22 protein-coding genes and 3 pseudogenes are annotated in these 26,801 nt (G+C 33.9%); 4 read left to right on the plus strand and 21 right to left on the minus strand.

Annotation, left to right across the window (positions count from 1 at the left end):
• Positions 1 to 11 precede the first annotated feature (11 nt).
• Both PQF83_RS21770 and colA read right to left on the minus strand, forming a co-directional pair.
• Complete coding sequence (locus PQF83_RS21770) at positions 12 to 560, minus strand: NfeD family protein (protein ID WP_000242441.1); 549 nt, start codon at positions 558 to 560, stop codon at positions 12 to 14.
• Between the two features lie 246 nt (positions 561 to 806).
• On the minus strand, positions 807 to 3,704 hold the full coding sequence (gene colA / locus PQF83_RS21775; protein ID WP_001036371.1) for a collagenase ColA: 2,898 nt from the start codon (positions 3,702 to 3,704) through the stop codon (positions 807 to 809).
• A 268-nt stretch (positions 3,705 to 3,972) separates the two neighbouring features.
• Here colA and opuD point away from each other — a divergent pair, with 268 nt between their 5' ends.
• Positions 3,973 to 5,523, plus strand: a complete 1,551-nt coding sequence (gene opuD, locus PQF83_RS21780) for a glycine betaine transporter OpuD (protein ID WP_000591586.1) — start codon at positions 3,973 to 3,975, stop codon at positions 5,521 to 5,523.
• A 104-nt stretch (positions 5,524 to 5,627) separates the two neighbouring features.
• Here opuD and PQF83_RS21785 read toward each other — a convergent pair.
• The 3 genes and pseudogenes from PQF83_RS21785 to PQF83_RS21795 form a co-directional block, all read right to left on the minus strand.
• A pseudogene (locus PQF83_RS21785) lies at positions 5,628 to 5,798 on the minus strand (GNAT family N-acetyltransferase); the annotation flags it as partial.
• Between the two features lie 121 nt (positions 5,799 to 5,919).
• Positions 5,920 to 8,943 carry an NEAT domain-containing protein gene (locus PQF83_RS21790; RefSeq protein WP_272792341.1) on the minus strand — a complete coding sequence of 1,008 codons (3,024 nt, stop codon included), beginning with the start codon at positions 8,941 to 8,943 and terminating at the stop codon, positions 5,920 to 5,922.
• Positions 8,944 to 9,052: 109 nt separating this feature from the next.
• Positions 9,053 to 9,208, minus strand: a pseudogene (locus PQF83_RS21795) (sporulation protein YhbH); the annotation flags it as partial.
• Between the two features lie 112 nt (positions 9,209 to 9,320).
• Here PQF83_RS21795 and PQF83_RS21800 point away from each other — a divergent pair.
• From PQF83_RS21800 to PQF83_RS21810, 3 genes and pseudogenes are all read left to right on the plus strand, one after another.
• Positions 9,321 to 9,524, plus strand: a pseudogene (locus PQF83_RS21800) (winged helix-turn-helix transcriptional regulator); the annotation flags it as partial.
• A gap of 324 nt (positions 9,525 to 9,848) precedes the next feature.
• On the plus strand, positions 9,849 to 10,334 hold the full coding sequence (locus PQF83_RS21805) for an excalibur calcium-binding domain-containing protein (protein WP_000734520.1): 486 nt from the start codon (positions 9,849 to 9,851) through the stop codon (positions 10,332 to 10,334).
• 55 nt (positions 10,335 to 10,389) lie between these two features.
• Positions 10,390 to 11,091 (plus strand): class D sortase, encoded by a 702-nt coding sequence (locus tag PQF83_RS21810; protein ID WP_000717793.1) that lies wholly within the window; start codon positions 10,390 to 10,392, stop codon positions 11,089 to 11,091.
• A 319-nt stretch (positions 11,092 to 11,410) separates the two neighbouring features.
• Here the strand turns inward: PQF83_RS21810 and PQF83_RS21815 are convergent, their stop codons facing one another.
• The 16 genes from PQF83_RS21815 to PQF83_RS21890 all read right to left on the minus strand — a co-directional run bounded on the left by PQF83_RS21815 (position 11,411) and on the right by PQF83_RS21890 (position 26,791).
• Complete coding sequence (locus tag PQF83_RS21815; protein WP_000501726.1) at positions 11,411 to 12,196, minus strand: N-acetylmuramoyl-L-alanine amidase C-terminal domain-containing protein; 786 nt, start codon at positions 12,194 to 12,196, stop codon at positions 11,411 to 11,413.
• A 16-nt stretch (positions 12,197 to 12,212) separates the two neighbouring features.
• Positions 12,213 to 12,443 (minus strand): phage holin, encoded by a 231-nt coding sequence (locus tag PQF83_RS21820; RefSeq protein ID WP_000787571.1) that lies wholly within the window; start codon positions 12,441 to 12,443, stop codon positions 12,213 to 12,215.
• Between the two features lie 42 nt (positions 12,444 to 12,485).
• A complete protein-coding gene (locus tag PQF83_RS21825) occupies positions 12,486 to 12,725 on the minus strand; it encodes a hemolysin XhlA family protein (protein WP_001115041.1) in 240 nt (79 codons plus the stop codon).
• Between the two features lie 15 nt (positions 12,726 to 12,740).
• The gene (locus tag PQF83_RS21830; RefSeq protein ID WP_000822830.1) at positions 12,741 to 13,700 is read right to left on the minus strand and encodes a tyrosine-type recombinase/integrase; all 960 of its coding nucleotides are present in this window, start codon (positions 13,698 to 13,700) and stop codon (positions 12,741 to 12,743) included.
• A 94-nt stretch (positions 13,701 to 13,794) separates the two neighbouring features.
• Positions 13,795 to 15,672 (minus strand): DUF2817 domain-containing protein, encoded by a 1,878-nt coding sequence (locus PQF83_RS21835; RefSeq protein WP_096001575.1) that lies wholly within the window; start codon positions 15,670 to 15,672, stop codon positions 13,795 to 13,797.
• A 62-nt stretch (positions 15,673 to 15,734) separates the two neighbouring features.
• Complete coding sequence (locus tag PQF83_RS21840; protein ID WP_048520065.1) at positions 15,735 to 18,167, minus strand: phage tail spike protein; 2,433 nt, start codon at positions 18,165 to 18,167, stop codon at positions 15,735 to 15,737.
• Positions 18,164 to 18,847 (minus strand): phage tail domain-containing protein, encoded by a 684-nt coding sequence (locus tag PQF83_RS21845; RefSeq protein WP_048520066.1) that lies wholly within the window; start codon positions 18,845 to 18,847, stop codon positions 18,164 to 18,166. Before PQF83_RS21845 ends, PQF83_RS21840 begins: the two co-directional genes overlap by 4 nt.
• 1 nt (position 18,848) lies before the next feature.
• Positions 18,849 to 22,820, minus strand: a complete 3,972-nt coding sequence (locus PQF83_RS21850) for a hypothetical protein (RefSeq protein ID WP_096001576.1) — start codon at positions 22,818 to 22,820, stop codon at positions 18,849 to 18,851.
• Positions 22,821 to 23,002: 182 nt separating this feature from the next.
• Positions 23,003 to 23,455 (minus strand): hypothetical protein, encoded by a 453-nt coding sequence (locus tag PQF83_RS21855; RefSeq protein ID WP_000867938.1) that lies wholly within the window; start codon positions 23,453 to 23,455, stop codon positions 23,003 to 23,005.
• 35 nt (positions 23,456 to 23,490) lie between these two features.
• Positions 23,491 to 24,066, minus strand: a complete 576-nt coding sequence (locus tag PQF83_RS21860; RefSeq protein WP_048520067.1) for a hypothetical protein — start codon at positions 24,064 to 24,066, stop codon at positions 23,491 to 23,493.
• 5 nt (positions 24,067 to 24,071) lie between these two features.
• A complete protein-coding gene (locus tag PQF83_RS21865; RefSeq protein ID WP_073541472.1) occupies positions 24,072 to 24,494 on the minus strand; it encodes a hypothetical protein in 423 nt (140 codons plus the stop codon).
• Positions 24,484 to 24,870 carry a hypothetical protein gene (locus PQF83_RS21870; RefSeq protein ID WP_073541471.1) on the minus strand — a complete coding sequence of 129 codons (387 nt, stop codon included), beginning with the start codon at positions 24,868 to 24,870 and terminating at the stop codon, positions 24,484 to 24,486. Before PQF83_RS21870 ends, PQF83_RS21865 begins: the two co-directional genes overlap by 11 nt.
• On the minus strand, positions 24,860 to 25,207 hold the full coding sequence (locus tag PQF83_RS21875) for a hypothetical protein (protein WP_000844456.1): 348 nt from the start codon (positions 25,205 to 25,207) through the stop codon (positions 24,860 to 24,862). Before PQF83_RS21875 ends, PQF83_RS21870 begins: the two co-directional genes overlap by 11 nt.
• Positions 25,191 to 25,496 (minus strand): head-tail connector protein, encoded by a 306-nt coding sequence (locus PQF83_RS21880; RefSeq protein WP_073541470.1) that lies wholly within the window; start codon positions 25,494 to 25,496, stop codon positions 25,191 to 25,193. Before PQF83_RS21880 ends, PQF83_RS21875 begins: the two co-directional genes overlap by 17 nt.
• A 1-nt stretch (position 25,497) precedes the next feature.
• Positions 25,498 to 25,629 (minus strand): hypothetical protein, encoded by a 132-nt coding sequence (locus PQF83_RS21885; RefSeq protein WP_257147397.1) that lies wholly within the window; start codon positions 25,627 to 25,629, stop codon positions 25,498 to 25,500.
• A gap of 28 nt (positions 25,630 to 25,657) precedes the next feature.
• Positions 25,658 to 26,791 (minus strand): phage major capsid protein, encoded by a 1,134-nt coding sequence (locus tag PQF83_RS21890; protein ID WP_073541469.1) that lies wholly within the window; start codon positions 26,789 to 26,791, stop codon positions 25,658 to 25,660.
• Positions 26,792 to 26,801: the final 10 nt, after the last annotated feature.

Consider the following 26,801-nt stretch of genomic DNA (forward strand, 5'->3'; position numbering starts at 1 on the left):
TGAATTCCCCCTTATAATTTTGGTTTTTTTAAAGAATAAGCGATGTTTTGTACAAGCAAAACACCATCTTGGACTCCCTCAATAATAACTTCAGTTCCTTGTGAAATATCTTTTTTCCCAATTGTTTTAGCTGGAATTGCATTACTTCCAAATTGAGAGGATATTAATACTTCACCAAATCCTTCTGTAGGAATTGTCGTAATGACTTCTCCCTTGCAACCAATGAATTCATCCATACGTTGCACAGTATTTTGTTCTGCTTCTGCAATCGGTTTTAAAATTAATATTTTCATTATGAATACACCAATAAAGGATATAGCAAATGCAGCCACGAAAATAAGAATACTATTAAAGGAAAATAAATATTCTCCTATATAACTAAGTCCACATAACATAGCGAAAAAACTAAGTAATAAAGTAACAACGGATACAGATCCGCCTCCAAAACTAAATATGGATTCAAATATATCCCCAAAAAAGATATAAATCACAGTGAGTATAGTAGCAATAATAAATCCGTATAAATAAATTGTCTCAAGTGGATAACCAAACAAAACCATTTCTTATCCCCCTCTCTTAAACAATCCCTTTTTTGTTATGTGTATGCCCCACCTCTTTCAAAGATTATTGTTCTTAATTTTCAGTTATTTACTCTTTAAAGAAAAGCCTGCAGTACAGGCCTCTAAAAAAGAACAGGAGAAGCCTATTGTGACAGGCTCCTCCTAGAAAATAACCGATATATTATATATCTATATAATATACTATTTTCCACAAAAAGTAAAGTTAAACATACATTGGAAAAGCACTTATTTTACTGATAATTCGTATGTTCCATCGCCATTATCATATTTATATACATACAAGTAATATTTACCTGGTTTTGCATTAAAGTTTGCCTCTATATGATTGCCATTTGCTTGACCGTAAGCAGCATAATTTTGCATATCTGATTCATGGTGAAGTACCCATGTCATCCCGATTCCATACTCATTTAAAACGGAAATATCAATATTTTTCGCTGATGCTACACTAAATGTATAAACATCAGTGTGATCCCCGCCGATAAGGCTACCTTTTATCGTAGTGTTTAGTCCAATACGATTTGCTTCCTCCGGGCGATTATTTGGTTCTGATTCTGTTAAACTTCCATCTTTAACCGTAACCGTTGTTTCGCTTCTACTCTCTTTCCCTTTATCATCTTTTACTATTAACGCTACTTTATATGAACCTTCTCTTTCATATACATGTACTGGATTTACTTCTGCACTTGTGCTTCCGTCTCCAAAGTCCCATAAATAAGAAACGATTTTTCCATCTTCATCTTTTGAGCCGTCGCTTTTAAATTGAATACCTTCTTTTACAAGTCCATTATAAGGGCCATTTATATTAACTGTTGGAGCTTTATTTTCTCCGTCATCTTTTGCGATACCGTGGAAGACTACATCATATTCAAATTCATTTGAGCTATTTACACGATAATTGACGAAATATGCTGTAACAGTTTTGTAGCCACTCCATTCTTTTTGCGCAAGTTGTTCCAAAACTTCATTTACTTTCTTACTCATTGCGTTCCAATCTTCTGACTCACCTTTTGTTACACTACCTGTATACGTACCTTCTAATGTAAATGTATTAAAGAATTGGGAGCTATGTTTTGTCATTTTTGCATCTTTCATCGGCAACGTTTCAGTCATTTCTTTCTCTACTGCTGTTAATGATTTTGGGGCATGTTCAGCTAAATAATCATCTGCTACTGCCGGTACATTATATTTATCTTGATTATCGATTAGCTGCTGCATATACTCTTGATACTCTTTATTTAACTTAGGATCTTTACTTAGATTTTCACGATATGCATCATAATTTTTCACGTCATTCGCACGAATCAAATCTTGAATTTTATCAAATGTTTCAAACTGATGCGTATATAAGTAAGACTGCAATGCGAACGAGTAATTATAGAAATCCCAAGAACCGTATTTAGCAAATAATGTACGCTCTGCTGTATAACGACTTGCAGGATCAGATGATAATCCACTAATGATGCTCTTTCTCGGTACTACATTATTTGTTCGAGTAGACCCTGCGAAAAACTCTGCATTTCCTTCTTGGAACCAAGTTAACCTTTCATTTTGATACATATCTCCTCTTCCGAATAAACCTGGCACTTCATATCTCCCTTGCAGATAATGGGTAAACTCATGGCGGAATAATTCTTCTAAACTATAAATACTTTGTTCTGGCGTGCGTTCATATGTAAAGAATGTTCCTGTTTCTTCAATATAAATTCCACCGTTGTTCGTTTCATATCCATACAGTTGTCTATTTAATTGGTACTCTTCTGGACTGTTATAAATTACGATCGTTAATATATCATCTGCATTGCCCGGCTCTAACGCTTTATCATTCCCAATTACACGATGATACTGCGCTTTTACTTCCTTTGCAGCCCAGTATAGTCTCTTAATTTTTTCTTCCGATACTTTATCTCCTGTTTTAAATACGATAGATCCATCATCAAATGTATACGTTTTTGGTAAGTACTGCTCTTTTCCTTCTTTACGTATTTTCTCTAAATCTACTGTATTCCCGCTATAATCTTTTCCGTTATAATTTGTTGTAATTTGTTCTACTGCGACAAAATACGGCTCACTTAAACGTGGATACATATGCATTGCCTGTGTCACAACTTCTAATCCTTTATTTGGATTGCTATGAAACTTCCCTAAACGACTAGCAAAGTAAATTCCATTATTAACGAGCCACTTATTTTCTGGTGTTACTTCATTTAGAAGAGCAATACGATTTATTTCATTAATAAACCCATCTACTTTTCCATACCACATCGTTTCATTCGCTTCTTTACGAGCCTCAATTAAGTAAGACTGTATATCATAGTCAATCCCTTGCATAATATCGTATACAGCTTGTCCTTTCATACGATCGTCTACATACGTATGAAGATTATCATTATATTGTTTTAAAATATTAGCTGCGTATTGAACCGTTTCAACATCACTTGAAGCGTTACTAATCAATTTTCCGTATGCAGATACGACTGTATCTTGTTCAGCTGTACCAAGCTTAAAGTTTGGATTTTTTGCGATAGATTTTAAAGCAGGTAAACATTTGTCCTGGAAACTTCTTACATTTAATTCACTTAATTCGTTATTATAAAATGCCAGATAAAAAGCTGAACGTAGCACTTCCGTAAACGTTTGAATTCCTTTTGAATCATCTTTCGTAAATGTACTACCCCGATGAGCTAATTCATCTATAACGACTTGCATTTTCCCTTTATCTTTATAAAAAGCTTTTGCATCTTCATTAAACTGGAATAAGTCTGTAATTTGGTGCCACTTAATACTACCTAACGTTTCGACTAATTCTTGATCATTCATTTTGTTTAAATCAGCCATTGAATAGCTTTCTTTAACTTGCTTTACTGCCGCTTTGTTCGGAATAGATGCTGGTCGTTGTGAAAAGTCTCCTACTTTTAACCGTTCTTGAAACGATAATGTTTCCTCCGCTTTAGAAACGTGTCCAATCTCATCTACTGGCTTTTCAATTCCTACTGGTTTCGAATGCAATACATTATATGGCACCTTTTCTTCTGCTGATGCATGAGTTTGAATTGCCCCCAGCGATAGAGCCATTGTACTAATGCTAAGCATCACTTTATTGATCTTTGATTTCTTGTTCATATCCTTGCCCCCTATTTTAATATTCCATCCAAGAATTTAACATAAAATCTAGATACAACAATATAAAATGCAATATTTCATATTATTTCTCCTTACATTTTGTACATATCGTGAACAATCTCCCTACTATCTAGCCGCCAATAGTTATGAATCTTTAGCGATTAAACAGTCCTTTTACACACATTAAAAATCGAATTTTTTGACAATTAACCCTTTAATTGTTATGATTAATATAATTGTTAACTTTATTAAACAAGGGTGGGATTCTATGATAAAAAAAGAGAACAGTGTATTTTATATCTCCATCTTGCTAACAACATTATTCATCATATGGGGAATTACCCCGGCAAGTTGGATACAAGGCTATGATTTACAAAGCGTTACATCTTCTTTAAACTCATTTATCCTCAATAAATTTGGATGGTTTTACTCTCTACTTATGACTGCAATGATTATTTTAGCTGCTTATTTAGCATTTTCTAAGTACGGTTCTATTCGTCTTGGTAAAGATGGAGAAAAACCAAAGTATAGTTATCCATCTTGGCTATCCATGTTATTTGGGGCAGGAATGGGAATTGGACTCCTCTTTTATGGAATCGCTGAACCGATTTCACACTTTACAGATCCACTAACAGGAAAAGCAGGTACAGAGGAAAGCGCCAAGCTCGCTATGCAATATTCATTTTTCCACTGGGGTCTCTTTCCATGGTCACTATACGCAATGGTTGCTTTAACAATTGCATATTTCACATTCCGCAAACAAAAAGGTAGCACAATTGGGGCTACAGTTACTCCATTATTTAATCGATCGAAAAATTCTCCTATCGGAAAAACAGTCGATATTTTAGCTGTTTTAGCCACAGTATTTGGTATTGTGCCCTCTGTTGGGATTGGTGCTCAACAAATTGCTGGAGGATTAAGCTATTTATTCCCTTCTATTCATAACACTTTACTTACACAGCTCGTACTTATCGCTATCTTCGCTGTTTTATATTTAACAAGTGCACAAACAGGCTTAGATCGTGGGATTAAATATTTGAGTAACTTAAATTTCTCTCTTGCAGGTATATTACTCGTCTCCTTCTTACTTTTAGGACCAACTGTATTTATTATGAAATATTTCACATCTACACTCGGTTCTTATATTGGAGCTTTACCTAGTATGGGATTAAATTTAGGAGCATTTAATGAAAAATCTTCTTCTTGGATAGAAAACTGGACTATTTTCTATTGGGGATGGTGGATCTCTTGGTCTCCATTCGTCGGTACATTCATCGCCCGTATTTCTAAAGGACGCACAATAAAAGAATTTATTTTTGGAGTTGTATTAGTCCCAACTCTCATCTGCACATTTTGGTTTGCAGTATTTGGCGGTACCGCTATCCATATGGAAATGTTCCAATCGCTTGGTATAGCTGATGAAATCGCAAAAAATGGTACAGAGATTGGATTATTTGCTGTTATTTCACATCTACCGTTCTCTACATTTTTAACAATTATCGGGTTAATTTTAGTAGCCACATTTTTCGTTACTTCTGCTGACTCGGCAACATTTGTCGTTTCTATGCAAACAAGTAACGGAAGCTTATCACCAAAAAATAGTTTAAAACTTATATGGGGATTAACAATCGCGATTATTGCAGCTATTTTATTACAAGCTGGAGGATTAAATGCACTGCAAATTGCAGCGATCATCGCAGCACTACCATTTTCTATCGTAGTCGTCCTTATGGTTACTTCACTCTTTAAAGAGCTACGAAAAGAAGATGTTAATTTGCAAACGAAAGAAGTTCCGAAAAAAATAAAAAAGGTTATGTAGCGATTGGCACCTCAAATTATTTCTAAATCCATGATAAATGAGGAAAAAAGTAAATTAAAAAACCCCATTCGTATGAAATATAATTTTCATACGAATGGGGTTTTTTACTCTATTATATAGTGTTGTAAACATGCCTTCTCCTCAAAACCTACTTTCTTGTACAACTTCATCGCACGATCATAATTCGTATTCAAACATAGTTCTATCTCTCTCATCCCTTGGAAGGAGAAAATATATTGAATTGAAGCTTGTAATAACCGCTCTCCGACACCTTTTCCATTTATCTCCTTCTAAAAAAGACATCATCATAAGCATATTTCAAAATGAAATCGCCATGATAATGTCTTCTTAAAAATTCATATAATCATATTACGTTATAATAAAATAAAACGTTTTTTATTTCTTAAATAATCTCTTTCTAAATACAAACATACTCAATGCTGAAAGAACTAACGCTATGCCTGAAAGTAATATTGATGTATTCTCTTGTCCACCTGTTGCTCCTAATGATTTCTTACTTTCTTCTTGCTTATTAACAACTGGTTTATTTTCTTTCACAACTTGATTATTCACATTTTGTTCTTGGACTACTGTGGATTGATTTACTGCGTCTTTTGAACCTTCAATTTCTTTTCCTGTTCCTTTTATCTCAGCTTTCGCCCCTTCAACTCCTGTTGTTGGCTCGTCCACTTCTTCTTTTACCTCTTCAACTTCTTTTATTGGCTCTTTTACTTCCTCTTGCTCTTCTTCAACTTCTTTTATCGTTTCTTTCACTTCTTCTTTTGTTTCTTCAACTTCTTTTTCCGGCTCTTTTACTTCCTCCTGCTCTTCTTCAACTTCTTTTATCGTTTCTTTCACTTCTTCTTTTGTTTCTTCAACTTCTTTTTCCGGCTCTTTTACTTCCTCCTGCTCTTCTTCAACTTCTTTTATCGTTTCTTTCACTTCTTCTTTTGTTTCTTCAACTTCTTTTTCCAGCTCTTTTACTTCCTCCTGCTCTTCTTCAACTTCTTTTATCGTTTCTTTCACTTCTTCTTTTGTTTCTTCAACTTCTTTTTCCGGCTCTTTTACTTCTTCTTTCGGTATTAATTTTTCTACTATATTCTGCATGACGATGCCACTATATAATATGCCCGTCTCATAATGATCTGCATCCAAGTCAAATTCATATATTTTTTCTCCTAGAGTACTCCAAATGATTCCCTCATCAGTAAGCATTCCACCTGCACTCTTTAACGTAATCTTTTCAATTCGTTCCCCTTCTAAATCATATACAGGTATTTTCACTTCTTTATTTATTTCTGCATCATCCAAAATGACCTTTTGCCTTCTAACATCAATTGTTCCCCACTGGCCTAATTGTATTAACGGCCTTACATCACGAATCTCATTTTCAGCTAATTTTAAACTAAGTAAGTCTAACATTGATCCAAGAACTGACACATCTTTAATACGATTATCTGTAAGATTTAACCATTGTAAATTTTTTAATGAAGATAATGGAGTAGTATCTTCAATTTGATTATGAGATACATTCAAATTATTCAATTGTTTCATGTTTAAGATGAACTCAATATTTTTCAGACCTACTCCTTCCAAAGTGAGTTTTTCTAAGTTCATCATGTATTCTAAGCCTGTTATATCTTTTATCTCTTTTCCTTTTTCTTTAAGGATCTCTAATTTTTTAATCTGTAATAAATCTTCTTTTGTGATAGGAGCGTTTAAATTCTCTCTACCTAAATTCTCTTTATTAATATGTTGTTGTAAAGTTTTATCGAGAATTACATTTTCCTTTTGTTCATTATCCTCTTTTATTTCATCTAACCTTTCAACAACATTTTGAATTACTGTTCCATTAAACTTAATACGATTTTCTTCTGGCTTTATATCTAATATAAATTCATATGTTTTTTCACCGGTAGTACTCCATTTAACAGAACCATTATTAACTATTCCATCTCCATTCTTTAATTGAATAGTATCGAGTGGCTCGCCTTGTAAATTATAGATAGGTATTTTAACTTCCTTATCTTTTTCTACATCATCTAAAAAGATTTTTTGTCTTTGAACGTCAATGTACATTCTTTTTCCTAACTCTTGAACCGGTCTAACATCACGAATTTCATTTAACGCTAGCTTTAAATCATATAAACCTGTTAATTGACTAAGTGGTGTTATATCTGAAATATAGTTTTCTTCTAAATTAAGTGATTGTACAGTAGACATTCTTGATAAAGGTTCGATGTTTTCTAATTCATTTTTAGAAAGGTCTAACTCTACTAATTTTTTCATTGGTGTAATATGTTCAATATTAGTAAGTCCATTGTTACTTAAAGATAAACTCTTCACATTCTTCAGTTGCTCAATCCCAGCAAGATTAGCATTACTAATTTGATTATTTGCTACAGTCAAAGTCCTTAAAGATTTCGCTGTAAATAATGGTTTAATATCTTTTATATAATTACTATTTAAATCTAGCAATTTAATCTTCTTCATTTGACTTAGTGGGCTTAAATCTGAAATTTTATTATTTCTCAAGCTTAAACTCTCAATATGTTCTAACTCAGCCAAAGGTCCAATATCTTCAAGTTCGCCATAGGTTATACTTAATGATTTCAATTGCCTCAAATTCGAGATAAATTTTATATTTTCTAACTTAACTTCTTCCAACGTTAAGTTTTCTAAGTTCTTCATATATTCTAGACTGCTTACGTCTTTTATTCCTTTACTTTTAGCTTCAACGACTATTAAAGATTTAACTTTTAATAAATCTTCCTTAGTTATTGGGGTATCTAAATTTTCTCTATTCAAGTTATATTTATTAATATGCTTTTGTAATTGCTTATCTAATATTACATTTCCATTTTCATCTTGTTGATCCACTTTATCCTCTTTATTTTCCTTTTGTGCTTCTGGAACATTATTTTCTAAATTCAATGTATTTACTTCAAACTGTACTTGATACTTATTGTCATAAGCCATTGTCGGAATATAAATATGCATTTGCATATTATACCTTTTTCCTAATTCCCCTACTTCAAACTGAATCACTTTCGTTCCATTTTTCTTTTTATCTTCTGATATTACTTTCACATCATGAAACACACCAGGAGTATGTATATCCTCTGTTTTCAAGTATTGAAAGAAATCACTATCACTTAACGTTGCTGTTACAATTTTCTTTCCGTTCTCAACTGTTAATTTCGGATTTTTTATATAAACAGCTGCCATAGACTCTTCATTTGTTTTATCTTTATACGCTTTAATAACAGCGTCATATGTACCATCTTCTAAACCTTGTCCCGTTTTATTCGCCTCAATTGCTACTGCCGCTAAAGCAGGTGTTGAATAAACAGCAAACGGAAGTGATAACGTCGCCGCTATAATCATTGCATTTATATGTTTTCTTTTATTTCTTTTCAACTTGACATCTCCTCCAAAATATATAAGTTAAAATGTAATCATTTCTCGAATAAATGATAATGATTTTCATTATCAATGTCAACTAAAAAAATAACCCCTCAAAAAGGGGTTATGCCATTTTCTCTCCTGATTCTTCTCTAAAAAAGCTCTTCATCGCATGGAATACATCTGCTTTTTGCTTTAAAATATAATATCTGAAGTTTTCATCTTTAATATTTTTATAGGCTGACATAAGTGTACTGTGGCGATTGTACTGGTTTAACTCTCTACCATATACACTTTTTTCACGCACTAACAGAACGTATGTTTGATTCAAAAGTCATACTTTGTTATTATATAGTTAAATATTTCCTATATAGAAGGAGCCATTACATTACATGCTATTAACAACAAGACAATCTCAGATTTTAAACTTCCTACAGAAACGAATACAAGAATACGGTTATCCACCATCTATCAGAGAAATTGGTGAAGGAATAGGAATATCTTCCCCCTCTACAATCCATAGTCACTTATTAAAACTTGAAGAAAAAGGATTTATTCAAAGGGATAACTCCAAGCCAAGAGCAATAAGGATTTTAAAAAATAACTATTAAAAAAGGAGGATACTATTGTGATAACTAGTCAAACAGCAAATGAAAAAGACTAATTAATTAGAAGTATTTTAAAAACACAAAAGGAAATAGCCTCCTTATTATTAGATCATCCAAACCAGAGAAAAATATCTCATCTAATACACGAATGGCATTCTCATAGAAACTTCCTTATAAATAATGCTGCTATAACTAATTTCTCATTAAACGATTGAAAAGGAAAATATAATCAAATTATTATTGTATTTTCATCTTTAAGAATGTAAAATTTTTAAATGTAAACATATACCATTTAAGGGGATGAAAGCACTCATGAAAAAACTATTAGCATCAGCTACAGCATTCACACTATTAACAGTCGGGTATAGTTCCGCTGCATTTGCAGCCAAAAGTCCTAATGACACAAAAAACTGTGGACATTTTAAAAATCAACAAGAGGCTCAAGCTTTTTGGAATCAAAACGGATATGGTGTTGGAAACGATCCACATCGTTTAGACAATGATAAAGATGGCATTCCATGTGAAGATTATACGTATCAAACAAGTACAAGTACTACAACAGACAATAAAGGAACTAACCCCCAAGAACAAACTAAGCAGGAAAATACACAACAAAATAACCAAGTAACCAATAATAAACAACAAACTGAACAAACAGCTGTAAAGGCTGAAACAAAAAAACAAGGCGAAAAATTACCTAATACAGCATCTAACGGTGTTACAATGATGCTTGCAAGTGCTGCTTTAGTATTAGTTGGTTCAATCATTGTATTCCGTCGTAAAAAAACGAATGCTTAAACTAATACTTAAAACGGCAGGAATATCCTGTCGTTTTTAATATGGAGTGATAATCTTGAAAAAAATTGATTGGTTGGGGGTTATACTAATTACTATAGGGTCTTTGGCCTTTGTTTATTACTTTATAGATTGGTATGATGCGAGAAAAACAGTTGAATCCTTAACAAGCACTGAAATTCAACAATATCAAAATATACATCCTGTCACTAATGAGAAAAAAGATGCCAAAAACGAATCAAACAAAGAACAATCCCAACATACTCTACCACATCAAGAATCTAATTCTACAAACACTAGTGAACCATTACCGGAATCACAAAAACTGATTCCAGCTTCTCAAGTTCAACATCAAATGGGAGAACAAATTGCTTACATGGTTATACCGAAAATCAAACAAAAATATCAAGTTTATTGGGGCGCTGATGCTAAAACTTTAAAAAAAGGGGTAGGAATGTTTATTAGTAATATTACCACTACTCCTTCTGGTAATGGACATACTGTTTTAAGCGGACATCGTGACACAGTATTTACTAAATTGGCGGATTTACAAGAAAATGACTATATTTTAGTTGAATATGATAAAAGAATATACATATATCAAATTCAAAAACACTGGATTACAGGTGCAGATGATCGTACTGTGATTATCGAAAAAAATACACCAACGTTAACATTAACTACCTGTTATCCATTTAACTATATTGGGGATGCCCCTAATAGGTACATAATTGAAGCTTCTTTAGTTTCTATACAATAAATTGGTAAGATTTACTTAGTTTGAGGGGGACGATAATATGAAAATTGTTCAATCTATATTTAGGGGATTCCGTTTATTAAGCAAAATAGTTAATCCTATATTAAAGGCATTATCTAAAAGTAAATTTTAAATCTCATAAAAAAAATCCCCTTCTGCATATAGGTGCAAAAGGGGATTTTTTCAAATTAATCTATTCGTTCTACAGATACTGGTTCATAGATAAATAAGAAACGGTACCTTTACACTAACATCTATAAAGATGAAAATCAATATATAAGTACCTACCTATAGAATCAGATAGTATTTTTTATTCATAAAACTATTCTTTTGTATAGTAGTATTTAAGACCTTTCGCATCTAACCATGCAGTTGCTCTATCTAGCTCATTCCCTTGACGGTAATCTGTTTCAAAACGAACTAACCCTTGTTTGTCTCCATAAGAAACAATATTAGATTTATATCCAAGAGCATCCATCATTCCTAACATCTCAGGTACTAACGCTGTACCAAATTCATACGTAACAACTTTACTAAATTTATTCACGATAATCTCCACTCCTCCATCATTTGGGTTTGCTTGAATTGATTTGCCAACAATAACCTCAGCTACCGCTTTAGCTGCCTTATCAAAGTTAGCACGGTATTTTTGCATATCTGTTTCATTATCGATAAAGCAAATTTCAGGGAGTAATCCAGTCTTAGTTTTATTAATCCATCCTAAATCCGTAGAAAATTTAATCCCTCGATCTCTCAATCCAAATGCATCAGCCATTGCCTTTGAAATCTTTGCCGCCAATTCTCTATTTCCGTATGAAGGATGTAACCACACTTCACAACCTGTACCGCCTGGAGTGGCATTTAAATGAAACTGTAAATCTACATCACTATCCACTACACGTAAATGGTTATTGGCTGCATTATTCCAAACATCGTATTTTGTCGTTCCTACTTCGTCAGAACAATTCACATACTTCCATCCAGCTGCTTGTACATATTTAGCAACTGCGTCAAGAAACCTTCTATCCTCCACATGTTCTTTCCCATAAGCGCTATTTGCACCTTGTACGATACTATTGTGACCACCTGATCCTGCGAAACAACCCATTATTCAACATCTCCTTTTAGTGTAAGTTATTTTTTTGTAATACATCTTTTTGTTGTAATCCTTTATTGCTTAAATAGTTATTCTTCCATGCCATATATAGAGTGAAAGCTCCTGTAATTACTGCCACTAAATCATTTGTAATTTTGTCATCAATCGTTTGGTACCCAATAAGATTCAAAACACTGTTAATCACAGCGATTACTAATACGACATAACGACTAATTGAAGCTGCATCAAAGTTTTTCATAACCTCACCTCCTTTCAATAAAAAAAGTGACCGTATATACGATCACTTCCCTGCGAATTTAAAAAGAGCCATTATCCCACCCGTGATAATAGCTCCAACTACTGTAGTACCAATCCAAAATACAAATTTATCTAATCGATCAATCCTTAAATGAGCGCTTTTCGCTGACTGCTGCGCTTCAATTGCAACATCCTTAACGTTGCCAAGCGTATCTAACTTTGTTTCCACCCTTGTTAATCCAACTAATAATTCCTTAAAGTCATCATGTTTTTGTTCTGGCATTTATTAAGCCTCCTTTTAAGCTGCAAAGCAACTTGGATCCATTCCGAAAATATCTGCAATATCTTCCTCACTCCTATCTTTTAAATAGGATTGTGTTGTCGAAATATCCGAATGATTTGCAAGTGATTTTAATTTTTCGAGTGGTACACCTTGAACTTTTAAATTATCTAATCTGCTATGACGAAAACAGTGAGGATTCATTTTATATTCCTTACCTTCTTTTTCGTATAACATCTTAGAAAATATCTTGCACCAGTAATTAAATACGCTCTTATTTAAAAGTTTTCGTTCACCATTCTTATAAACTCGTACGAACAAATCCGGAATAACATCTTTACCGCGCTGTTCTATATATAAACGAATACATTTCTGTACTCGGGGATTATAATACAATCTGAATTTCTTACCTCGCTTACCACGTACTACATTCGTAAAATAACGTTCTGTTAGTTCTTCTTTTTGAACTTGGTAAACTTCATTCTTCCTTGCTGCACTGTAGTAAGAAAGCGCTAAATAGGTTGCTAGCATATATTTCTCTTGTTCAAGTAGTTCATCGATTAACCACTCAATTTGTTCTTCAGTTATAAAAGTGATTTCTCTGACTGGATTCTTAGGTAATCCTCTAACCCGTGAACCTACATTAAATTCATAATCATAGTCGTCATCATCTGCACAAAACTCTAACGCGGACCTTAATGCACTCATCAGTCCATTTACACGTGCATTAGACATTCCCAACTCTTGAAAAATAATAGATAAGTTTCGAATATCCTTACGTGTTAATTCAATTAGATTTTTATTTTCGAAGTGTTGATGTAATAGAAACAAAATAATTCGTAAATCCCAATGATATTGCTGTAAAGTGCTTGCCGCTTTCCCTTGTGCTTTCTTTTCGATTAGAAAATCTTTGACTAGGTTTTTGTTTTCTTGGCTAACATACTTTTCATAAATTTCTTGGTCTACTATTCGTTTCACACTGATCATCTCCTCAAAATAAAAAGAGAAGCGAAGTCGCTCCTCCTGATCTATGAATTGAATTTTTACTCAAAGCCGTATTTTATTAAGAATATTAAGCGTAAGTGAATCCTTCCATTGCACCAGGACTAAATAAATTCAAATCACTACCAACTTGATAGAGTATACTCATATTAAATCGCTTAATGTTACAAGTACCAGAGCCTTGATTCATCCCTACAATTTTAAGGGTAACAGGTAAACCAGATTTTACAGGTATACGTAAATCGAGTGGGATTATAGGATTAACTGTACCTGTAGTATAAGCATTATTAAATGAACTTAACTGTGTAATGAATCCAGGTTGTTCCATTACTAGTCTTGATACAAATATATCCGCTGAGTTGCTTTGTTTCGCTAACAAATACCCATTGACTGTAACATGACCGGTAAATGGTGGGATAAAGGTAACTACACTTTCAGCTATATCTGTTAAAACATTATTTGTTAATACTACTGTACCATCTAAGTAAGTTTTATTAATATTTTTGACAGAAAATCCAGGTAATGAATTATCAATAGCATAATAAGTAGAAGCTACTAATACAGTATTAAATACAAATTCCAACCACTTATTGTTATCTACATCACCCCCGATATTTCCGAACCTACCAATTACAGCTTCAATATTCGTACTCGGAATGTTCATGACTTTACTTGCGTAGTTATTGGAACTTGAATCGTTATATCCAACGGTATTGACAATGACTGGATTCGTCATATCCTTTGTTAAATAATTCAGCATCAATCCCAATTCTTTTACCATTCGATCGTCAGGGTATACTAAATAGTCCCATTGATTTGAGTATTCTTGATTGTGTATATCAATAAAAGCTGAAATTTTACCTTTATAGTCGTCGAAAACCTTTTTGACATATTGACTTTCCTTTTCTGAAAAAGGCGCGGTACCTTTATAATCATAATCCCAAGGTTGTCCCGTCTTATTACTTGCCCAATTCCAATTAAAATTACGGTTTAAATCCACTCCATTAGAATTCTGCCGTTTTTTAGGATTCTGATACATTCCCCAAGGATTTACGATCGGTATTGTTAAAATACGAACTTTTTCTTTAATGTTTTTAAGTTGTGGAGGTAATTGTGCTTCTGACCCAGTTAGAATTTTAAGTAATTGTACAATTGCATAAGGACCAAAATCCTCCCATCCATGAATTGCCCCAATTATATATACGGTTTGTTGAAAACCTCTTGGCTCATATTTATAAAATTTAACATCATATTGACCTGATTGATCTTTTCCTAATGATTGTGATGAGAGATACGGATGACTTATTGTATCTAACATTTGATAAATCTTATCTGGTGTTAAATCTCTAAAATTAATTGTATTATTCAGTTTAGTACTAAAGTAGTAACTGTTATTTTCACTGACATCTTTAGACAAAATCCCAATTTGATTTGCATTCTCCTCTGATTTTTTTAAAGCCTGTTCTGCTGTTTCTTTTGAATCGATTATAGCCGGAATATCTTGTTTCCCTAATTCCAATAACTGATCAAACATTTGAAACTCATTTGTAGATTCAATTGAATCGTTTGAAGCGAGTGAAGAACGTACTTTAAAACTAAAACCATAGGTACTTGTACGTTTTTTCATTCCATTATCTACTCGTCCAATAGAAATTTCACCTTCAACATCTCCAGCTTTCACAAGGGTTTGTGTCGTCAATAATACTTTGACTTTCCCTTTTGATTTATCTAACAGCTCAATTTCTTTATCTTGAAATACGACTGTTTTATCTGGTTTTTTAAAATATACAATAATTTCATCTGTATCTTTTAAAGGTAATTCTTTTCCGTCTTCAGTAATATTGAAGATAAGTTCTGAAATATTTAAATTGTTTTGAGAAAATTCTATATTAGAATGATTAATAGATTTTTGTGTATCTACAGTAATTTCATAAGATTGATTGTTCATTGATTACACTCCTTTTTATCAAAATAAAAAAGCCTGCTTGTGCATGCTTTTGATTAAATCGTTCATAAAATTTTTCGTTCTAGTGCTACTAACCTTGCTTCGCGATCTTTATCTTTAGATTCAAGTTCATCAATTTTTTCTTTTAATGCAATGATTTCAGCATCCTTTGCAATTTTTTCTTCTTGAAACGCTCTAATTTGAAGAGATAAAGAAGAATATATTTCAGCTGCATTTCTTTCTTTTGTAACGAAACACTCAGGAGTATTTTCATCATCTGCAATCCAACCATATCGAATTGGAATATCATTTGTAGTAAATATAGTCGAATCGTCTTCTTGACGATTCATCCGCATTTCATACAGCTGTTCCATATCCGTTTTCAAGTTGTATTGTTGAATATTTAACGCCATAATTTTTTCTAAAGCGCTGAACTGCACATCTCGAATATTTGTTTTATACTTACGTTGCGATGATGTTTCGAAATTACTTGCCACTACAGGGGAATAAGAAGTACCAGAACCGGATTTAACTTCTAATTTACCAGCATAACCAGGCACTGATCCATTTCTAAGTAATACTGTTTGAAATCGTAAATCCGTTTCTCCATTGTTATCCACTACATCAAGCATATTTTTATCGTTTAAGCTGAAAACAATAGCGGTTCGACTGTCTATCAATACACTTTTATTTCCGCCTTTTAATCCGATACCATCAGTAGCTTCTACCCAATACGATCCACCATTTGCGTAATTATTTATACCTTTACCCGAGTTAACGGTTACAGACCCATTCATGCCACCCTTTAGGATTAAATCGCCTGATCTTCTAAACATAACTGAGCTTACGAAATACGGGTCTCCGTTAGAATCTTTACCGTTTATTATTCCTAAGAATCCTTGCGTTGGTTGTTGACTAAGAACAACAGAGCCATCTTGAAAACTTGAATCCCCACCTAATACAATCGTTGGCTGTAGTTGATTGACGGAATTCGTATAGTACCCAAGGTATAGCCGTGTTAAATTCGACTCCATCAAGCGTATAAATTGTTTATCTATAGAAACATAGTTAGAGCTGTTATCAGTACGTAAAGTTGTTCCTGTTATTAAACCACCACGTATTAAATTACCACTAAGTGTTCCCGTAGTAATAAAATCCGCAACAATTCGTCCATCATTTGTAATAGCTGTTCCATAGGGTCCGTTTATTCCCCTAGAAGAATACCCCAATCCATTGATATTCCATTGCCAAACCTTTTTAGCAGTCATTTCATCCTTGGTATCCATAATTAAAATACGATCAGGATAAACACGAACATGCCCACCAAACCCAGAGTTAATAAGGTTTGTTGCGTTTTCCTTTGCGGCTTCTAATATAGAGCTGGGCATTTCTAAAATTTCATTTTGAATTTGGTCTAATTTGCCAACGACATTTGTAAAAGACTCTTTAAAATTACCTAAAGTTATTTCTATATATTCTTTTTTAATTGGATCATACTTATAAGAAATAGCTTTCGCTTGAATATCAAGGTTATCTTCTTTATGTTTAACAGTGACGGTATCACCTAAATATACCTGCTGTAAAACAGCATAATCTTTATACTCCTCTGTTTGAGAAAGTTCTTGAAATTCAACTTTATATGTAGCTTTTGGAAGATCAACCTTTTGAATCGTGTACATGTCCTCGGCGGCTTGACGTAATAATCTATACGCTTCCTCTAAAGGAACAGCATCTTTATCATCTGCATATTCACCAATTGCTGCTTTAATATGTTTAAATTCCATCACTCTTATTTTAGGGTGAGGGTATTTAATAATATTTGGACTATCTACATATTTTTCTGGAAGAAGTAGACCATCAAATCCTTGAGGCATAATTTTAGTGATAGGACTTTTCCAATCAACACTCCCTTCATAGCCAAGTAAATTTTTCTTATGTTCAATCACAACACCACGATTCATGCCGCGATTTCTCAACATTTTCACATCAAAGTTATCTCTCTTTAACTCACCGCCCCAACGGTTTATAAATGAATTATCTTGATCATTATCTAAAAGAGCTTCGACTGGGTTTTTCCTTACAATACGCGCACTTGCTGTTGTTGTAATATCAGAGTAAAAAACAAAAGGATGTTTGTATTGACATCCTGTAGATAAACGGCTCATTGCTCCGTTTCCATTTGTTGATTGTATAAATATATCTTCGATCAGATTTTCTGTTAAATCATAAAAAATATGATAACATTGCACCGTTAATTCACCCATATTTGGTCGTGGATTAACTACACGAAATAATTGTTCGCCATCTGGTGTAGGGACTTTAATGATGCTCATACCATCAATCTCTAGCCCATGTGGCGCAAATAAAGGATAACTAAATGTAAATGCAAATAAACCGTTGAGTTCTTCCACAACAGTTGCGTTATAAATATGTTTATCTAAAATACCAATTCCGTTATGAGTAAAACTAGTCTCATTTGCTTTGTATAGCGTAATCATAAATATCTCCACCGTGGTTTTATTTGTATATATTCAACGTTTTCTGACCACTGTATGTTATTAGGTCCTACTTTTAGTATTGGAAATTCCCCTTCCATCACATTATTTAATGATACGGTATCTAAATATGCTTCTAATATCTCAGAATCTACTACTACAGAACCTATAACATTCTTTATTCTAAAAGAAATATCATTAATTGTTACTCTTAAATTTCCAACACCAACAATCCATAGTTTTGGTTCTGATTCGAACGTTCCAGGATTATAAATAACACCAGGCTTATCTAGTTTGAAACTTATATCTTCAGTGTATTCAAAAGGGTCAAGAGTAAATTCAACTTGAAACTCTCCATACTCTTCAATCTCATTTGCGATATCACCAATTTCTACAGATTTAATTTTTCGATACACATTATCGTCAGTGAAATATAGTGTTTTACCATTCATGAGCCATGCCTTGATACGTCGGATTAAAGGTTTTATATTTTCTTCTTCCAGTAAATTAAACTTAATTTTTAAAGGGACGTCCTCGAACGCCCCTTTTTTTGTTAACGAACCATGTCTACCTGGTACTTCTATATATTCTATTTTTTGTTTTGCTGTTGGAATAGCGGGACGATCTACCATGCATATTTTATAGTCACTCGCTAATTCCTTATCAATTCCCATATCTAGCAAATCAATTCCTCCCTATTCCAATATTTAAGTTACGTCCTTTTTGCGTAAACCAATCATCGGCTTTTTCAAACATGCGGTCAATATCTTTATCATTTCGTACAGTATTATAAAAATTAACTTCAATTGGTTGCTGATTAGTACCACCAGAAGTTGCTGCGGAAATATTAGGTACACTTGCTAAAAGTGCTTCTCCTAATGCGTTTGGTACATCATAAGTCACCATTTGCGCCAATTGAGAAGCTACATTTTGTATTGTGGCTACTGCATTTTTGGTTACTAAATCTAGCTGTCCACCAATTCCACCCATTCTTTCAGAAGAACTTAATGGTGTTACAGATACTTTATTTCCCTTTTTACTAAATAACTCGGGACCAGCCTCACCAGCAATAAATTGTCCATCACCTAAAACATGTCCACCCTTTGCAAGCATTGGAACATATGGAATCATAGGAGCGTTTACTCCCGGGATTCGATTTAATAATTGTGCTGGGGTATTAAATGCATAAATGAACTTATTTATCATATAGATAATCCCGTTTATAGCTGCTTTTATGCCGCTTTTAAGCCCACTCCATACACCAAGTACAGCCGATTGCATACCATAAAAGGCTCTGGTAACAGCGTTAGTAACCCAATACACTGGTGTCATAATTACATCTGTCAATCCATACCATACAGAAGATGCTGTTGATTTAATGTCATTCCATATACTAGCAAGCGCCCCTTTAAGCCAGGACCACACGTTACTACTTGTGTTACTAACCTTATTCCATACACCTGAAATAACATCTTTAATACTATTAAAAATAGAAGACGCCACAGAAACTATTGAATTCCATACGCTATAAAGGAATTTTTTAACGTTATTCCATATCGCGCTTGTTGTAGAACTGATTTTGTTCCATGTACTTATAATCCAATCTTTTATTGAATTGAAAATTGGTACTACAAAAGAAACTAGCCCATTCCAACATGATTGTAAGAAGTTTCTCACTGCATTCCATACATTTTTTGTTGTTGAGCTGATTGTATTCCACACCGCAATGATCCAAGACTTAATTTTTTCAAAAATAGGCACAACAAATGCTACAAGACCATTCCAACAGGAAACTAAGAAATTCTTAATCGCTTCCCATACAAGGTTTGTAGTAGATTTAATCTTATTCCAGCATTCAGAAATGAAATTCTTGATACTTTCAAATATCGGAGTAGCAAAGTATAAAATCGCTGTCCAAATCGCTTGTAAGTATTGAGTAATGAAATTCCATACAGATTGAATAACTGTTGAAATGCCATTCCAGATCATAGAAAAGAAATCAGCAATTCCTTGTAGTACAGGCGTTATAAAAGCAACTAGTCCATTCCATATACTAATGAAAAACTCACTAATCGCTGTCCAAACTTCAGAAGTTGTTTGTTTAATACTGTTCCAAGCTACTGATAATGTCTCAACTACACCATTCCAAACTCCAGTTAAGTATTCGACAATTGAATTCCATATTTCTGTAGTATTTCCGACCATTGAATTCCATATTTCTGTTAATAAATCCTTTATTCCATTCCATAGTTCTATTAAATATTCTTTAATTGAATTCCATATGGATGATGTGGATTCACTAATACTATTCCATGTATCACTCGCCCATTGTGCTATACCTGTCCATATTCCTACTAAGAAATCTCCAATTGCATTCCAAGCGTCAATGGTCCATTTCGTGATAGAATCCCAATTTTTATATATAACTACACCTAAAACAACCACAGCGGCTACAATCAAAGCGATTGCTGCTATCCACCCCATCATTGCGGCTCCTATCCCCGATATGACGACAACTATTGGCGCTAACGCCATAAACGCTCCTGAAATCACTCCTATAGCTATTGCTATAGCTCCCAAGGTAGCCGCTAATTTTGGATTGTTAGAAATCCAATCCGCGATTTTAGCAACAACATCAGCTATAACTCCAAGAACAGGTTTAAGAGCCATTTGTAAATCTTGCATTGCTTTTTGGAATTTAACTGCTGGGTTTGCATCCATTTTCTTAATGGAATCATTCAATTGGTCCTGTTGCTTTCCGAAATCAATAGTTTTATCTTTCGCACCTAGCAAAGTATTAATGATATTTTGCCCTTGATCTTCATACATTGTTCCGAAAAATTTAACACCTAATTCATTCCGTTTGGTTTCATCATCAACCTCTGATAAAGCCTGTGCAATTTCAGTCATTGCTACTGAACCTGCTTTACCACCGTTCGCTACAGCTACTCCCCATTTTTGGACTTGTTCTGCTGAAATTTTTGTACCTTCAAGAGCTTCTGTCATAGCTTTATCGACACCTTGACCGAATTCAGCCGCTTTAATACGACCTTCTTTTAATCCGTCCAAGAGATTATCGATATTCCACGTTCCGGTTTCGACCCCAGCTGCCATAATTGCTTGTACTTCTTCAGCACTGTATCCTGCTCTTGTAAGCTGCCCGCCGTATTCAGCAATGATATCTAATTGTTCTGGTGGGAAACCCATATTAAGCAAGGCATTTGTTAATCCAAGAGCGCCTTCCTGTGTAAGACCTAATTCGCTACCTACTTCATTTACCTCTTGAATTAATTCCGTGAAATCAATACCTGCATATGATTGAGAAATAACAGCTGCGCTTTTTACAAAAGAAGCATTTGCTTCATCACTAACATCTTTATTTAATGCCCATTGTCTCCTTACGCCTTCAAGAGCTTCTTCAGCATCTAATCCATATGCTGAAATTCCTCTTACAGCTTCCTCCACAGATTTTTTAGAGGATTCTGGGACATTGAAACTTATGTCAATTTTGGTTTGCAACTTTGACATATCCATCGCTTTTTCAATTGCGGCTGCTATGCCTCCACCAGCTGCCATACCACCAATAACATTTTCAAGCCCTACTTTTAGCCCTTCAAACTTCTTCTCTGTTCTTCCAGCTTCTTGCTGCAAGCTTCTTAATTCATTTTGCACTTGTTGAATTGAATTACCATCATCTACAGATCGGAGAGCCCTTTGTAATTTCTCTATATCCGTTTCTGCTCCTAATGCTTCCCGTCCAATACGTTTAATAGCCTCATCTAATTGAGAAGATGAGGCTGTTCCTTGCTTAATCGCTGACGTTAAATGACCACCTAATGCATTTGCAAAATGATCTACACTAGTTCCAGTTGCTTCAAAAAGAGTTTCTAATTGCTTGGTTGAACTTGCTACTCTTTTTGCTTCATCTTCTTGTTCTTTCAGACTTCGATTTGTGGTTTCAATTTGGTTTTTCAGTTGTTGCTCTGCTGTATTTAACTGTAATAACTTCGTTTCTAGTTTATTAACTTCAGCGGAATTTTCACCATACTGTGATTTAGCTGCCGCTAACTGTTGTTCACAGCTTTTCGTTTGTTGTGCGGCGTTTTGTTGCGCTTGACTTAGGTACTGAAGCTTTGCACCTAACTTTTCTGATTCTGTAGCGTTATTGCCTAATGATGCGCGTTGCAAATCATACTCTGCACGTAATTTCGCTGATTTATTTACAAGCTCTGTTTCTTCTGTTCCTAGTTTATTTATGGCTTGTGCTGTACTACTGTTTTGTTGCTCCAATCTTTGTAAAGCTGATTCGGTTTCTTTGATCTGATTCGAAAATTTTTGTTCAGCAATTTGAGCGTTTCCTAGCTGACGAGATAATTTTTCAACTTCAGTAGAATTTTCACCATACATTTCTTTAGCTTTACTTAATTGCTGTTCTGTAGCTGCAACCTTTTGTGCAGCTAATTGCTGTTGTTGTTGTAAGTATCCTAACTTAGCATTTAATTTTTCGGTTTCTGTCCCACTTAATTTAAGTTGTTCTTGTTGCAATGTGAACTCTTGGCGTAACTTAGAACTTTCATTCTTCATTTCGCCCATTGCTTTATTAAATTCTTGATTAAAAACCTTAAACGTTATTCTTGACTCTGGTCCATTCGCCATATTTTCACCTGCCTTTTCTTAGCGTGGATTAGCTTTCCAACTATCAAAGGCAAGCTTCCCTTCTGCTATTCGCTCCACCGATGCGACGGGAAAATGCCAAAAAACTTCTGGATCAATCCCATAAATTAAAACGTAGAGAACATATTTGTCCTCTACGCATTCAATGTTTATTTTCGGTGGCTTTATTTCTTTTTTCCTGTGGACTTTGTACTAGCCGCTAATCCTTTAGCAAAATTATTTGTATTTCCATTTGTTATATTTGAAATTAACTTAGTATACAGCTTCATTGTTTCTTCAAAAGAATAATGGAATCTTTCAATGAATTCTTCAAAGTCATATGGGAACTGTTTATTCGCCCCTAAACAGCCTAAATAAATGACCTTTTGTATCTCAATTTCATTAAAATTCTGCAATGCATCACTATCGATTTCATTAGGATTCATAGTTGCTAAATCCTTCATTTTAAATAAGCTTTGCATCATTGATTGTTCAATTAAACCTAAACTTTGCCCTCGCTGCATTGCGGCGTTCGTAATAAAGCAAGGAACTGTTTGATGATTTTTTTCAATTACCTTAAAGTACCCATCTACATTTACAACTTCTATTTCTTTTAATTTTACGATTTGGACTTTCATAGGTTACTTGTCCCCTTTCATCTTGATAGATATTTTTACAGTTTCACAAGATCTGGTGTGAATTGTGTATGCCACTTCTCTTTTACTTGCGCATCGTCTACTTCATCAACTAACGCTTCATAATAGAAGTCGTCATTACTATCTTTAAGTGCCGTAAATTCTAATTCTGTTTCTGCTAATTCATCTGCACCGTTTTCTACTTTAAATTTAAATCCAGTTGTAGATGTACAATTAGAAAAGGCAACCATCTTTTTCACATCAGAAAACTCATCAATTACATCAGCAGTTAAAACAAATGCCTTTCCTTTAGATTTTGTTCCATATGACCAGACACCAGCTTTTAATCCATCTGCTTTAATTCCGAAAACCTTTCTAATTACATCCACACGTAAATGACCAGAAAGAGTCATATTCATTTTGGTAGGTTTAGACATCTTTTTAACTTCTACACCTTCGCATTTCTTTACTTTCTCAAGCATTTCTGTTTCACCCTCGATTGTGCCAACACAACCGAACTTTGTACCTGGTTGTTGAATGCCCCCCTCAATAAATTGAATACCTACATTTGTAAATGACATAGAATCAAATTCTTCAATAACTGTTTTTGCCATTATGATTAACCTCCTAATGTTTGATTGATAACCTTATCTAATTCTGTATTTAAGCGTTCTGATATCTTCGGCGTAGCTGTATGCAAACCACGCTCTAATATTTTTCGCGGTGTGTTTTTCTTTGAATTTCCTATCCCTAAATCGGGATACTTTAAATAATTGAATCTAGGTGTTGGACGAATCATAAAACCTAAATTTAATTTGCTATTCGCTAAAGCTTTTTGATCTTTGGCATGTTTTTTATTTCTCACTCGCCCCTTCCACGTAGAAACTGGAATTTTAGGCTGAATGGACTCGACTGCAAGATTCACACCGTCAGTATGCAAAACCTTATTAAGTGTTTGCTCCGATTTACTTGGTATTTGTTTCATTTTTCTTTCTAAGGCTTCAATATCACCAAACTCAACACTCCATGAATTAGCAGCCATATTTAACAAGTCTCGTTACATAAATTTCAATTTCATCAATGTATTCGTCGGTTTCTCCTTTTTGAATAGATGTTTTATCAGAACGTTGAAAAGAATGTCCTGTAGCCTCAAGTGTTGCAATAATATCTAGCATTCTTTCATCTAAGTCATCTCGATTTTCAGAGTAATAACGAATTAAAACATGTTGCTTAAGTGTTAATTTATTTTCTGTTTTTTCAAAGCCGCCTGTCTCAAATATGAAGTAGTGATAACCTTCTTCTTCATCTTCACTTACTTGATCTTGATAAATCTCCACATTGAATGCTTCATTTAATTTTTCAATTAACAAGCTATTCATTTTCTTGAGTCGCTTTTTTGATTGTTCGTTACTCAGCACTATGTCCACCTACTTCCTGTAAATAGAAATATAAATACTGTTTGTCTGAATCAACTTTTATAACATCGTATTCCAATTGATCTATAACTACTTTTAATTTGTTTTTATTAACAGAACGAAAAGAAGGCGGGAATAAAGTCTTTACCTTCTTATCTAGCTTTGCATTTAATGATCCGCAAGATTGATAGTCACTGTCCCGTGCCGACAATTCTCTAAAAGCTAATTTTCCTTCTTCAGCAAAAACACCTTTGATCCGTTTTGCATTTTCACTACGCTTTGTTTCTGTGCGTCCATATCTCAAAAAACCATCATTAAACGTTTCATTGTATGACTTCACCTTTTGCCCTCTCTTTCAAGGCAGATTCTAGAATTAAACGCTGCAATTCTCCTCGGAAATTCTTTTCAAAATCCTCCAAGGCGTTGTTATACTCATATCTGCATCGTTCAATAAGTAATTGTTTAACTTGATCTTCTTCTCCAAAAGAAAAAGACGTACCACAAAGTTTTTGTAAATACGCCTTTCCACGTTCAATTGTTTTTATTAATTGTTTATCTTCATCATCCCAAGTGATCCTTAAACGGCTTTTCACATCTTCAAGTAATGTTTCATTTAATGTTTTTTCCATTTTAACCACCACTTGTTACTGCTTCTTCTATAATTTTTCGAATATCATCTTTCAAAGTCGCCGAAGAAATATCTATGTTATGTTGATTTGCATATGCAACTAATTCCGGTTTTAACATATTGTTAAAATCCATTTCCTCCACTCTTAATGTGGAGGGTTGCTTAGGGTGTAGGTGTTTCACTACCAGCATTTAAAGCGCTAATATCAAATACTAAGAATGATTCATTATCTTTCGGACGACCATTCGCATATTGTTTAGACAAATAAACCGTTTCATCTTCTAAGAATTTATATTCTGTAGATGTTTCAATTTTTTGAGTTGAACCAACACCCATAAAGTAATCTCGCGCAATTCCTGCAACCATTTTTCCTTTTGGAACAGCTAAAGATTGAAGAACTGTTGCTGGAATTGGTAATACACCAGATACATATGCGCCATTTTGTGTTAAGAACGTTGTTGCTGGAAAGATTTTTTCCCAATAATCAAGTGGATTCACAATCATTAGTGCATTACTTACTGCACGACGACCATCTTTTGTAAGTGGCGCCATTACTTCTTTACCTAATGATTTTGGTGATAGGCTAGTAAGTGCAATTGCCTTTTTATCTGGATAAACACCCGCAGTAACTGCTCCATTAAGATCTTTCATCATTCCAATCGGTTGATCTTTACCAGTACCATTTACAATTGCTTCTTCTAATGCAATAGCCATTGATTCAGTTAAAATTTCGCGAACATAGCGATCAAGCCAAATCGGGCCCAAGTCTAACATTGCGTTACAAACTGGAACATATGCACTTAATTTATATAAATTCGTTGTAATAACTTCAAATCCATCATCCAATAATTCTTTAATTTCTTCACAAAGTTTTCCCCACCAAGCAGACTGTACATTTCCCTTTTTGACAATCCAGTCTGTAACGCCAGTAGTATTTACAAATTCAATGTAGTTCAATAGCGCGTGGTTTGTACGTAAATATTCAAATACACGTTCGAATACAGTTGCTGGAACTAACGTTTCTACACCTGCAAAACCTTTATTAGCAATAACAGTGTTGTAATATGTTTGTTCATCTTTTGTTAAAACTTGTAGCCCTCTACTTACCATTACTTGTTGATCTGTTAAATCTTCGTTTACAGCTTGTCGCGCTTCATTGATAATGTTTTCTTGAATAGAGTTTGCAAAATCAATCATAGCGGTCGCTGCTTGTTCCTCATCACCACTATTCATTGCATTTAATAACTTCTCTCTCATTTCATTTTGTTTTTGAGTTTCACGATCTAAATTTTTCATTTTTAAATTC

The sequence above is a fragment of the Bacillus sp. FF-1 genome (assembly GCF_028548245.1).
Classification (GTDB): domain Bacteria; phylum Bacillota; class Bacilli; order Bacillales; family Bacillaceae_G; genus Bacillus_A; species Bacillus_A paranthracis.

Excerpts from the sequence above, each read along its gene's own strand:
- PQF83_RS21770 (WP_000242441.1), bottom strand. The coding sequence starts at position 560 with ATGGTTTTGTTTGGTTATCCACTTGAGACAATTTATTTATACGGATTT.
- colA (WP_001036371.1), bottom strand. The coding sequence starts at position 3,704 with ATGAACAAGAAATCAAAGATCAATAAAGTGATGCTTAGCATTAGTACA.
- opuD (WP_000591586.1), top strand. The coding sequence starts at position 3,973 with ATGATAAAAAAAGAGAACAGTGTATTTTATATCTCCATCTTGCTAACA.
- PQF83_RS21805 (WP_000734520.1), top strand. The coding sequence starts at position 9,849 with ATGAAAAAACTATTAGCATCAGCTACAGCATTCACACTATTAACAGTC.
- PQF83_RS21815 (WP_000501726.1), bottom strand. The coding sequence starts at position 12,196 with ATGGGTTGTTTCGCAGGATCAGGTGGTCACAATAGTATCGTACAAGGT.
- PQF83_RS21820 (WP_000787571.1), bottom strand. The coding sequence starts at position 12,443 with ATGAAAAACTTTGATGCAGCTTCAATTAGTCGTTATGTCGTATTAGTA.
- PQF83_RS21825 (WP_001115041.1), bottom strand. The coding sequence starts at position 12,725 with ATGCCAGAACAAAAACATGATGACTTTAAGGAATTATTAGTTGGATTA.
- PQF83_RS21835 (WP_096001575.1), bottom strand. The coding sequence starts at position 15,672 with ATGAACAATCAATCTTATGAAATTACTGTAGATACACAAAAATCTATT.
- PQF83_RS21840 (WP_048520065.1), bottom strand. The coding sequence starts at position 18,167 with ATGATTACGCTATACAAAGCAAATGAGACTAGTTTTACTCATAACGGA.
- PQF83_RS21850 (WP_096001576.1), bottom strand. The coding sequence starts at position 22,820 with ATGGCGAATGGACCAGAGTCAAGAATAACGTTTAAGGTTTTTAATCAA.
- PQF83_RS21855 (WP_000867938.1), bottom strand. The coding sequence starts at position 23,455 with ATGAAAGTCCAAATCGTAAAATTAAAAGAAATAGAAGTTGTAAATGTA.
- PQF83_RS21860 (WP_048520067.1), bottom strand. The coding sequence starts at position 24,066 with ATGGCAAAAACAGTTATTGAAGAATTTGATTCTATGTCATTTACAAAT.
- PQF83_RS21865 (WP_073541472.1), bottom strand. The coding sequence starts at position 24,494 with ATGGCTGCTAATTCATGGAGTGTTGAGTTTGGTGATATTGAAGCCTTA.
- PQF83_RS21880 (WP_073541470.1), bottom strand. The coding sequence starts at position 25,496 with ATGGAAAAAACATTAAATGAAACATTACTTGAAGATGTGAAAAGCCGT.
- PQF83_RS21885 (WP_257147397.1), bottom strand. The coding sequence starts at position 25,629 with ATGGATTTTAACAATATGTTAAAACCGGAATTAGTTGCATATGCAAAT.
- PQF83_RS21890 (WP_073541469.1), bottom strand. The coding sequence starts at position 26,791 with ATGAAAAATTTAGATCGTGAAACTCAAAAACAAAATGAAATGAGAGAG.